Below are 11,057 nucleotides of genomic sequence, written 5' to 3'. Positions count from 1 at the left end.
GGAGTGAGCCATGCCGCAACAAGTCAGCATGGGCGCGACGTTGCAATGCTCGTTCGGCATGACGCCGTCGACGCTCGTCGTGCTGCCGGTGAACCGCGTGCGCTGCGAAGGGCCGCTCGCCGCGAACATCATGGATCACGAGCCGCTCGTGAACATCATGCCGTTCGGCATGTGCACGTCGCAGGCGAATCCGGAGGTCGCCGCGGCCACCGCCGCCGCGCTCGGCACGCCGACGCCGATGCCCTGCGTGCCCGCGACGATGACGCCGTGGGCGCCCGGCGCGGTCACGGTGCTGCTCGGCAGGCAGCCGTCGCTCGACAACGTGTCCACCTGCCTGTGCAACTGGGGCGGCGTGGTGACGGTCGTCGATCCGGCGACGCGCCAGACGCAGATTCCCTGATGACGAGGCCCGCCATGACGCTCACCGATACCAATCGCATCGCGCAAGTGACCTGCGCGCTCGGCAAGAACGCGCTCGTGCTGTATCGCATGCGCGGACACGAAGCGCTCGGGCGGCTCGCGCAATGGGATCTCGAACTGCTCGCGGACCGCTCGAATCTCGACATCGCGAAGATGCTCGGCAGCGACTTCTCGCTGTCGCTGGAGATACCGGGCGGCGGCGCGCGCGAGTACAACGGCATCGTCACGGCGTTCGAGCTGGCGCGGCCCGCGAGCACGCAGCCCAATCTCCCGGCGATGTATCGCGCGACGGTGCGCCCGCGCCTGTGGCTGCTCACGCGCGCGTCGCATTGCCGCTTCTTTCACCGGATGACCGTGCCCGCGATCATCGGCGAGGTGCTGGCCGACTATCACATCGACTTCGAGAACACATGTTCGGCGAGCTATCCGAGTCTCGAACACTGCGCGCAGTATCGCGAGACGGATTTCGATTTCGTGAGCCGGCTCGCCGAGCGCGAAGGCATTTACTACTTCATCGAGCATCGGGGCGGAAAACATCGGCTGATCCTCACCGATTCGTCGCAGGTGCACGGCGCGACGCCGCATTGCGCCGAGCTGCCGTTTCGTCCGCAACCGGCCACGCCGCACGAGCACGAGTGGATCTACGCATGGTCCGCGGGCGGCGAAGTGGCGACAGGCGTCGTCGAGATCAACGATTACGACTTCGAAAAGCCGTTGCAGTCGGCGCAGCTTGGTCTGGTCGCGCGTGCGCTGCGCAGCGCGCCTTTCGACCCGGCCGTCTACGCGATGCAGGAGCACGCGCCGGGTTACACGCAACACGCGGATGCCGAGCGTCTGGCGCGCGCGCATGTCGAGGCGCATCAGGCGTCCAACGTGTTCGTGAGCGCACGCACCACCGCGCGCGCCATCTGGCCCGGCGGTCTCGTGCGCCTGACCGGGCATCCGCTCGCGTCGCAGAACCGCGAACATCTGATCGTGTCGGCCGAGTACGAAGTCAATTCGGATGACTATCTCTCGACGCTCGATGCGCGCGCCCGGCCGCCCGTCTTCGATTGCGCGTTCAAGGCGCTGCCGCGCGACGCCGGTTTTCGCGCGGCGCGCAGCACGCCGCGCGCGCGCGTCGCGGGGCCGCAGACGGCGGTCGTCGTCGGGCCGAAGGGCGAAGAGATCCATACCGACAAATACGGCCGCATCAAGGTGCAGTTCCATTGGGAACAGCTCGGGCCCGCGGAGTCGCGCGAGTCGCTGCAGCGGTGCTGGGTGCGCGTCGCGCAGCCGTGGGCCGGCAAGGGCTACGGCGCGTTCTTTCTGCCGCGCATCGGACAGGAAGTGCTGGTGCATTTCATCGAGGGCGACCCGGATCAACCGCTCGTGATCGGCAGCGTGTACAACGCCGCGCAGACCACGCCCTGCGAACTCCCCGCGAAGATGGCGCGCACCACGCTCAAGAGCAATTCGACCAAAGGCGGCAACGGTTTCAACGAAATGCGCTTCGACGACACCAAGGGCGCCGAGCAATTGTTCTTTCACGCCGAACGCGATCTGGAAACCTGGGTGAAGCACGACGCGCTGACGCGCATCGGCAACGAGCGCCATGTAATCGTCGAGCAGGACGACGTCGCGCGCTGCGGCGGCAATCGCAGCGACGCCGTGCAGGGCAGCCAGCGCGTGCGGATCGGCGGCCAATACTCGCTCGATGTCGGCGGCGATACGCAACACAAAAGCGAGGCGAATATTTTGGTGGGGGCGGGTGTTAACGTCGATGTGAAGGGCGGGGCGAACGTCACCATCGAGGCTGGCGCGACGCTCACGCTCAAGGCGGGCGGCAACACCATCGTGCTGGGGCCGTCCGGCATCGCGATCAGCGCGGCCGGACCGGTGACGATCGACGGCGTGGTCGTGGAGATCAACTGCGGCGGCGGAGGCGGCGGCGCGGGCGCGGCGAGCGCGTCGCCCGATGCGCCCGCCGCGCCCCGCCAGGCCGACGACGGCTCGAAATGAACGCGCACGGAGGAGACATCATGTATCTGACGCTCAGGGTCGACACGTATCAGGGCAGCGCGCCCGATGCGCCGCTCGCCTGCCGTTTCGGCGCGGCGGGCGGGACCATCGGGCGCGGCGCCGGCAACACGATGATGCTGCCGGATGCGGCGAAGACCGTGTCGCGCGTGCATGCGCGCATCGACTGGACCGAGGACGGCTGGCGGCTCGCCGACCTCGGCAGCAATCCGAGCCGGCACAACGGACGGCCGCTCGCGAGCGGTCAGCCCGCGTGCCTGGCCGATGGCGACCAGCTCGAAATCGGCGGCTATCGGCTCGACGTGCGGACGATGGCGCGCGCGAGCGCCGCAGTCTTCGACGCGCCGCTCGGCGTGCACGATCGCCGCGGTTTCGACCCACTGGACGTCGCGAGCCCAGGCGATTGCGCCGTGGCAGAGGCCAGCGCGCACGATGCGCTCGCTCGCGCGGCGGTGCTCGCGGATGCTCCGCTGCCGGGGCCGCGCTTCGATCCGCTCGGCGACGCGTATGAAGCACCGGCGCGGCTCGACGGCCACGCGGTGTTCGCCGGCTCCGGGAGCGATCACGTATCGCCCGAGCAGTTCGCCTACGTGCCGCCGGTCCGCTCGATGGCTCATGCGCCGGCGGGCGGCATTCCGCACGACTACGATCCGCTGGACGATGTCGCCCTCGCGCCTGCCGAAAGCGCCACCCCCGTGCCGATGCCCCAGCCCGCGCAGCGCGCCGCGATGCCGGCAGCCGCGCCATCGGGTGCGCTTTCGGGCGAGGCGTCGCGGGCACTGTCCCGCCTCGCCGCGAACGCGCCGGGCGTCGTCGCCGCCAACGACGCCATCGCCGAATCGTCGTTCGCGGCGCTGCTCGACGGCATGGGCGTCGATGCCGGCGCGCTCGGCACGCGCAATACCGAGATCGCGCGTCTCGCGGGCGCCATGCTGCGCACGGCGGTGCGCGGCGTGGTGGACGTGCTGCTGTCGCGCTCGGTGCTCAAGCGCGGGATCAGCCTCGACACGACGATGCTCGTCCAGCGCGACAACAACCCGCTCAAGTTCTTCCCCGATGGCGACGGCGCGCTCGCGCAGATGCTGCGTGGCGCGAGCGCCGGTTATCTGCCCGCGCAGGCCGCGCTCGAAGGCGCATTCGACGATATCCGCCGCCACGAGCTCGCGGTGCTCGCGGGCACGCGCGCGGCCATGCAGCATCTGCTCGGCCGCTTCGATCCGCAGGCGATCGCGCGCCTCGACACGCGGCGCGGCTGGCTCGACTGGCTGCCCGCCTGCCGCAAGGCGCGCCAGTGGAACCGTCTCGTCGCGCTGCACGCCGAGCTCACGCGCGCGAGCGCCGACGACCTTCAGGCGCTGTGCGGCAGCGCCTTCAACGACGCATACGAGCGGCAGGCGAACGGCAGCGCCGATGCGATGCCGCTGGCTCCTTCAATCCGATAGCGAGGCGACGATGTCCTGGAACAACAAGGTGATCTGGTCGGAAGGCATGCTGCTCCAGCCGCAGCATCTGCAACAGCACGACCGCTACCTGCGCGCGCAGATAGACGCCCGCTGCGCCGCGCTGCGGCCCTATGCGTTCGGCTTTTCCGAACTGACCATCGACGTCGCGCAACTGAAGCTCGGCCGCATCGCGCTGACCGCGTGCGCGGGCGTGCTCCCCGATGGCAGCCCGTTCCGCCTGCCCGCCGACGACGATCTGCCGCTGCCGCTCGCCATTCCCGAGGACGCGCGCGATCTGACCGTGGTGCTCGCGCTGCCCGTCGCGCGTCATGGCGTGCCGGAAGCCGCGCATACGGTGCAGGCGGGCGTTGGCTTCGCGCGTCACCGCATCGCGGAAACCGAAGTGCTCGACAGCAACGACGGCGCGCCCGGCGCGGCGCTCGTGCAGATCGGCAAGCTTCAGTTGCGGCTCGCGTTCGAGCGGGACGTGGTCCACGCGCACACATCGCTGGGGATTGCGCGCATCGTCGAGCGCCGTGCGGACAACAGCATCGTGCTCGATGCCGCCTACGCGCCGCCTTGCCTCGACTATCGCGTGTCGCGCCGGCTCACCGGATTCGTCGACGAACTCGCGGGCCTCATGCATCAGCGCGCCGATGCGCTCGCCGCGCGCCTGGCCCGCCCCGCCGCGACCGGCGCGGCCGAGATCGCCGATTTCCTGCTGTTGCAGGTGCTCAACCGGGCGGAGCCGCTGTTTGCGGGGATTGCGTCGACCACGGGTTTGCATCCACACGATCTGCATCAGCACGCGTTGCAACTGGCGGGCGAGCTCGCGACCTTCAGCCAGGCCGGCAAGCGTCCCGCCGCGTTCCCGGCCTATCGCCACGAGCGGCTCGACGAAACCTTCGCGCCGCTCATCGACGCGCTGCGCACGGCGCTCAGCTCGGTGATGGACCCGCATGCGGTGCCGATCGCGCTGGAGGAGCGCAAATACGGCCTGCGCGTGGCGATCGTGCCGGACCGCGAGCTGTTCGCCTCGGCGAGCTTCGTGCTCGCGGTGAAAGCCGATCTCGCGCCGGCCGCGCTGCTCAACGGCTTTCCGCAGCAGGCCAAGCTCGGGCCGGTCGAGCGCATCCGCGATCTGGTCAATCTCCAGTTGCCGGGCATCGCGTTGCGCGCGCTGCCGGTCGCGCCGCGCCAGTTGCCCTTCCATGCCGGCTTCACCTATTTCGAGCTGGAACGCGGCGGCGAGTTGTGGCGGCAGTTCGCGACGTCGGCGGGGGTCGCGCTGCACGTCGCGGGCGAGTTTCCAGGCATCGAGTTCGAGTTCTGGGCGATTCGTCCTTAAAGGATTTCATCGTGAACGCACCGACCTTTCCGCAAGCCGGCTTCGACCCGGACGACACCATCCTGATTCCGCAGCCGGGCGGGCGCGCGACGGGCCCTTTGCGCGCGGACGAAGCGCACGCATCGCGCGCGCCGGTCCTTCCGGTCCTGCCAGCCGCAGCGGTTGCGGCGGGCCTGAATCCGCTGGTGCGCGCGGCCAATCCGCTGCTCGAACTCGCGTTGCCTTTGCGCCAGCGCGCGGCGATCGCCGATATCGAAGGGCTGCGCGCCGAACTCGCGCGGATGGTGCGCGCCTTCGAGCACGATGCGCGCGCGAGCGGCATCGACACGGAAAAACTCGCCGCGGCGCGTTATTGCCTGTGCACCTGCATCGACGAGGCGATCTCGGGCACGCCGTGGGGCAGCGGCGTCTGGGCGAGCCGCAGCCTGCTCGTGACCTTTCATAACGAAGCGTCGGGCGGCGAGCGTTTCTTCCTGATCCTGCAGCGGCTCGCGCAAGACCCGGCGCGCAATGTCGACGTGCTGGAGCTGCTGTACGTGATCCTGTCGCTCGGCTTCGAAGGACGCTATCGCCTGATCGATGGCGGGCGCAGCCAGCTCGACTCCGTGCGCGAGCGGCTCGAGCGCATCATCCGCAATCAGCGCGGCGCGTTCGAAACCGAGCTGTCGGTGCACTGGCGGCCCGCCGAGCGCGCGCGCAAACCGCTCGGGCAGCGCACGCCGACGTGGGTCTGCGCCGCGCTCGCGGGCGTCGTGCTGGTGACGGCGCACATCGCGCTCGCGCTGAGCCTGAACCGCACGTCCGATCCGGTGTTCGAGGCGCTCAACCGCATCCGCGTGAGCGAGCGGCCCGCCGCGCAGGCGAGCGTGATCGCGCCTGCCGCGATGCCCGCCGCCGCCGCGACGCTCGCGACGTTCCTCGCTCCCGAGATCCGGCAGGGTCTGGTCTCGGTGCGCGAGATGGCGGACCGCTCGATCGTCACGATCACCGGCGACAACCTGTTCGCCTCCGGCAGCGCGACGCTCGATCCGGCCTACGACGCGTTGCTCGGGCGCATCGCGGAGGCGCTGAAGAGCGTGCCCGGCAAGGTCGTCGTCACGGGCCACACCGACGACCAGCGGCTCGTGTCGGCGCGCTTCCCGTCGAACTGGCATCTGTCGCAGGCGCGTGCCGAAAGCGTGCGCGCGATGCTCGCGTCGGCTACCGGCGCGCCCGCGCGCTTTTCCGCCGAAGGGCGCGGCGACGCGGAGCCGCTCGCGCCGAACGACACGCCCGCCGGCCGCGCGAAAAACCGCCGCGTGGAGATCACGCTGCTCGCGCCGGGCGCGTCGTCCTGACTTGGTAAACAGAACGGAGACATCAATGAAACAGCTTGTCGCAACGATCAGGAATCCGAAGTGGATCACGCTCGCGGGCGTGCTCGCCTTGCTCGTCGTCGTCTGGTTCGAAGGGCCGCTTCTCGCGTTCGACGGACACGCGCCGCTCGAATCGCCGCGCGGCCGCTGGATCGCGATGGCCGCGCTCGCCGCCGCGTGGGCGCTGGCGTGGGGTATGCGGCTCGGCGCCTCGCGCCTCGTCAATCTGCGCTTCATGAGCGGCGTGGCGGGCCAGGGGCAGGCGGCGGCGGCCGGCAGCGCGGAACTCGCGGTGCTGCGCGAGCGTTTCGAGCAGGCGCTCGCGATCCTGCGGCAGGCGCGCATGAAAGGCGTCAACGGCCGTCAATGGGTGTATCAGTTGCCGTGGTACATGTTCATCGGCGCGCCGGGCACGGGCAAGAGCACGGCGCTCGCGCATTCGGGCCTGCGCTTTCCGTTGCGCGAGAAGCTCGGCGACGAGGCGATCGGCGGCGTCGGCGGCACGCGCCATTGCGACTGGTGGTTCACCGACGACGCCGTGCTCGTCGATACCGCGGGCCGCTTCACGACGCAGGACAGCGACGCGCAAGCCGACGAGTCCGCGTGGACGGGCTTCCTGCAACTGCTGCGCAAATACCGGCCGCGCCGGCCGTTGAACGGTCTGATCGTGGCGGTCTCGGCGGCGGATCTCGTGCGCCAGGACGATGCCGCGCGTGATGCGCACATCCGCACCATCCGAAGCCGGCTCACCGAGCTGAGCGAGCGGCTCGGGGTGCGCTTGCCGGTCTACGTCGTCGTGACGAAGTGCGATCTGCTCGCGGGCTTCACCGAGTTCTTCGACGATCTCGACGAGGCGGAGCGCAACCAGGTATGGGGCATCACCTTCACGCTCGACGAGTCGCCGGGCGCGGGGGCCGCGCTCGCCGCTTTCCCGGCCGAATTCGATGCGCTCGGCGCGCGGCTGCAGGCGCGCGTGGTGCATCGCATGCAGCGTGAAACGGACGTGGAGCGGCGCGCGCGCGTGTACGGCTTCGCGCAGCAGTTCGCGGGGCTGCAACCGGCGCTCGGGCGCTTTCTCGACGGCGCGTTTCGCGGCACGCGCTTCGAGGCGTCGCCGCTGCTGCGCGGCGTGTACTTCACGAGCGGCACGCAGCACGGCCGGCCGATCGACCGCGCGATCAGCGCCATCGCGCAATCGCTCGGCTTGCGTCGCGATGCCGGATACCATCGCGACGCGTCGGGACGTGCCTATTTCATCAACCGGCTGCTCAAGGACGTGGTGATCGCGGAATCCGGGCTGGTGGGCGCGAACGCGCGCTTCGAGCGATGCAGCGCGTGGCTGCGGCGCGGCGGGCTCGCGCTGGTCGGTGTCACGCTGATGCTCGCGCTCGCTTGCATGGCCGTGAGCTACCAGCGCAACCGCGCCTATGTCGCCGAGTTCGAGCGGCAGACGCGGCACGTCGCGCAACTGGCGCGCGAGGCGAACGCGGCCCCGGACCCGCTCGCGGCGCTGCCATTGCTGGATGCGGCGCGCGCGCTGCCCGGCGGTTATGCGGACGCCGGCAAGCCGGTGCCGTGGCTCACCCGGCTCTGGCTCTATCAGGGCGACAAGCTCGGTCAGGAAGCGCGCGTGACATACCGGCGCCTGCTCGATCAGACCTTGCTGCCGCTCGCGGCCGGCAAGCTCACGCAGGAGTTGCGCGACGGCGGTTCGGGAAATGATTCGTCATCCGAAGCATATCGCTATGAAGCCTTGCGCGCCTATCTGATGCTCGGCGACGCGCGTCATTTCGATCCCGCCGCGTTGCGCGGCCATCTGATCGCGGCGCTCGCCGGCGACGCCACTCCGGCCCAAAGAAGCGCGCTCGATGCGCACCTCGCCGCGCTGTTCGACAAGACGCGCTTCGATCCTTCGCTGCCGCTCGACGACGCGCTCATCAAGGCGGCGCGCGCGCGTCTGGCCGAATTGCCGCTGTCGCAGCGCATCGGCAACCGGGTGGACGGCGAGCTCGCGCAGGCGAATCTGACCGCGTTCGACGTGAGCGCCGCAGCCGGACCGAACGCGCCGCTGCTGCTCAGGCGTGCGAGCGGCGCGCCGCTCACGACCGGCGTGGCGGGTGCGTACACGCGCGCCGGCTACGCGCAATACATGCGGCTGCGCGACACCGCGCTCGCCGATGTCGCGAAGGACGCCTGGGTGCTCGGCCGCGAAGATGCCGCGCTCACGCCCGACGGCGTCGCCGCGTTGCGCGCCGCGCTCGACGCGCGTTATGTCGATGCCTATATCCACGCATGGGATGCCCTGCTGGACGATGTGACCGCCGTGCCCGTCACCGCGCTCGCCGATGGCGCGCGTATCGCGAACGCGCTTGCCGCGCCCGATTCGCCGCTCAGGAAGTTCATCGTCGCGGCGGCGCGCGAGACGACGCTCGCGGTTGCACGCGTCGACGAGCACTTTCAGCCGTTGCACGACCTTGCTGGCAAGCCGGGCGACGCCGCTTCGCTGGATCGCGTGCTCGCGCCGCTGAAGGACGCCGCCGTCTATCTCGACGCCGCCGACGCCGCGCGCAGACTGGGTCAGCCTACGCCCGCCGGAGACGCGCTCGGCAAGCTGAGGCTCGCGAGCCAGTCGACGCCGGCGCCGCTCATTCCCGTCGCGGCATCGCTCGCCACGGCGGGCACGGCGCTCGTGGAAGGCGGCGAGCGCGCCCGTCTCGACGCGCAGTGGAACGCGAACGCCGGGCCGTTATGCCGCCGCGCGCTCGATGGCCGTTATCCGTTCGTGCATGGCTCGACCCGCGATGTCGCCGCCGACGACTTCGGCAAGCTGTTCGCGCCGGGCGGTCTGATCGACGACTTCTTCCAGAAGAACCTCGCCGCGCTTGTCGACACGAGCGGCGCTGTCTGGCAATGGCGCGCCGGCACGCCGCCCGCGGGCATGCCACGCGACGCGCTCGCGCAGTTCCAGCGCGCCGCGCAGATCCGCGACGCGTTTTTCCACGACGGCAGCCGCGACATGTCGATCCGCTTTCGCGTGAAGGTGCTTTCCTTCGATCCCGGCGTGACGCAGGTGAATCTCGACATCGACGGGCAGCAGCTCGCGCTGAAGCCAGACGGTCTCCAGTCGATGCTGCTGCAATGGCCGAGCGGCAAAAATACCGGCCGCACGAGCGCGCGGTTCGATCCGCCTTCCGCGACGCAAATCGCGTCGCTCGATGCGAGCGGTCCGTGGGCGCTGTTGCATCTGATCGACACCGGCAGGCTCGAAGGCACCGCGCAGCCGGACCGCTACAGGCTCACGCTCGATTCCGCCGGACGCAAGGCCGTGCTCGAACTGGATGCGACCAGCGTCGTGAATCCGTTCCGGCGCGCGCCGCTCGAGCAGTTCCGTTGTCCGGAGCATCTGTGATGACGTCGCCGGGCGTCGCCGGATGCTTCGGCAAGGTGCGCGGCAACGGCGACTTCGTGACGCGGCGCTTGCCGCCGTGCTTCGTCGAGCCGTGGGATGCGATGTTGCAGGCGGGCCTGCTCGCGAGCCGCGCGTCGCGTGGGGATGCGTGGCTCGACGCTTATCTGACCGCGCCGCTGTGGTGCTTCGCGCTCGGCGGCGGCGTTCTGGGGAAGAGCGGATGGGCGGGCGTGCTGATGCCGAGCGTCGACAGCGTGGGCCGTCACTTTCCGCTCACGATCGCCGCGCCCGTCGAGCCGCGCGCATGGCCGATGTGGCGTCCGCATGCTCGCGCGTGGTTCGCGCGTTGCAGCGCGCTTGCGCTCGCGACGCTCGATAAGGGCGCGTGTCTCGCGGATTTCGATGCCGGATTGTTGGGGCTATCGCCTGCGGAAGAGTTGATCGGCGGTTCGACGCCGGTACATGCAGGCGCGCGGGGAATGAGCGATTGGTGGCACGCGGACGCGGCGCGCGTGAGCGCGGGATTGCCCGATGCGGCGTTCGTCGCGGGGCTGTTCGAGGGTCGCGCGCATCTTTCGGCTATTTGATTGTCTTCATAACCGGCGTAACGTGAGGATCGTTGCAGAGCCGATCGCAGCCACCTTCGCAAATCGGATAAAGGGTGACGCCTAGCTGATTGATGTTTAGATCGCCATGAGAATCATGGGCTTCCTCTTCGGTCAGAACATGAGGCTCCATCCAGAAATTTTCCTCTTTCAGACCAAGTTGCAGCAGATATCGCTTAAGACGTTCGCCACGCTGCTTTACCAGCTCGTTCGGATGATCTTCACGCACATATGCCGCCGCCTGAATCACGCCTCTTATCTCGGTGTCAGGCCATCCCCGTGCCGCGATAACCATTTCAGCGATCCTGATTCGATCTGCATTAGGTATGCCGACGGAGTTGAGCGGGATACGGCTCTCCATGAATTGCAGTATTGTGCACCCGAAAGCGCCAGAGGCGGCAACGGAAAGCGCGAGGCAAAGAAGTGTCGTTTCAGGGAATCTGGCTTTTTTCATATCCG

8 protein-coding genes are annotated in these 11,057 nt (G+C 69.2%); 7 read left to right on the top strand and 1 reads right to left on the bottom strand.

Annotated features, from left to right (window positions below; genetic code table 11):
• Nucleotides 1-10: 10 nt before the first annotated feature.
• The 7 genes from AWB75_RS27890 to tagF are packed head-to-tail and all read left to right on the top strand — an operon-like array spanning nt 11 to nt 10,580.
• Nucleotides 11-400: a DUF4280 domain-containing protein gene (locus AWB75_RS27890; RefSeq protein ID WP_061127250.1), complete on the top strand. Its 390-nt coding sequence runs from the start codon at nt 11-13 to the stop codon at nt 398-400.
• 14 nt (nt 401-414) lie between these two features.
• Entirely contained in the window at nt 415-2,421 is a 2,007-nt protein-coding gene (locus AWB75_RS27885) for a type VI secretion system Vgr family protein (RefSeq protein ID WP_061127275.1), read from the top strand.
• A 20-nt stretch (nt 2,422-2,441) separates the two neighbouring features.
• Nucleotides 2,442-3,881: a type VI secretion system-associated FHA domain protein TagH gene (tagH, locus tag AWB75_RS27880; RefSeq protein WP_159462813.1), complete on the top strand. Its 1,440-nt coding sequence runs from the start codon at nt 2,442-2,444 to the stop codon at nt 3,879-3,881.
• 10 nt (nt 3,882-3,891) lie between these two features.
• Nucleotides 3,892-5,229: a type VI secretion system baseplate subunit TssK gene (gene tssK / locus AWB75_RS27875; protein WP_061127248.1), complete on the top strand. Its 1,338-nt coding sequence runs from the start codon at nt 3,892-3,894 to the stop codon at nt 5,227-5,229.
• A gap of 11 nt (nt 5,230-5,240) precedes the next feature.
• Nucleotides 5,241-6,566, top strand: coding sequence for a DotU family type VI secretion system protein (locus tag AWB75_RS27870; RefSeq protein WP_061127247.1), 1,326 nt, complete (start codon nt 5,241-5,243; stop codon nt 6,564-6,566).
• 25 nt (nt 6,567-6,591) lie between these two features.
• Complete coding sequence (gene tssM / locus AWB75_RS27865; RefSeq protein ID WP_061127246.1) at nt 6,592-9,993, top strand: type VI secretion system membrane subunit TssM; 3,402 nt, start codon at nt 6,592-6,594, stop codon at nt 9,991-9,993.
• Nucleotides 9,993-10,580, top strand: coding sequence for a type VI secretion system-associated protein TagF (tagF, locus tag AWB75_RS27860; protein ID WP_061127245.1), 588 nt, complete (start codon nt 9,993-9,995; stop codon nt 10,578-10,580). The genes tssM and tagF overlap by 1 nt, the downstream gene beginning before the upstream one ends.
• Here the strand turns inward: tagF and AWB75_RS27855 are convergent.
• A complete protein-coding gene (locus AWB75_RS27855; protein WP_061127244.1) occupies nt 10,573-11,052 on the bottom strand; it encodes a hypothetical protein in 480 nt (159 codons plus the stop codon). The genes tagF and AWB75_RS27855 overlap by 8 nt on opposite strands.
• Nucleotides 11,053-11,057 lie beyond the last annotated feature (5 nt).

Origin of the sequence: Caballeronia catudaia, assembly GCF_001544755.2 — a bacterium.
Lineage (GTDB): Bacteria > Pseudomonadota > Gammaproteobacteria > Burkholderiales > Burkholderiaceae > Caballeronia > Caballeronia catudaia.
Note: the sequence above shows the minus strand (reverse complement) of the source record. Positions and strands in the feature narration are given on the sequence as shown.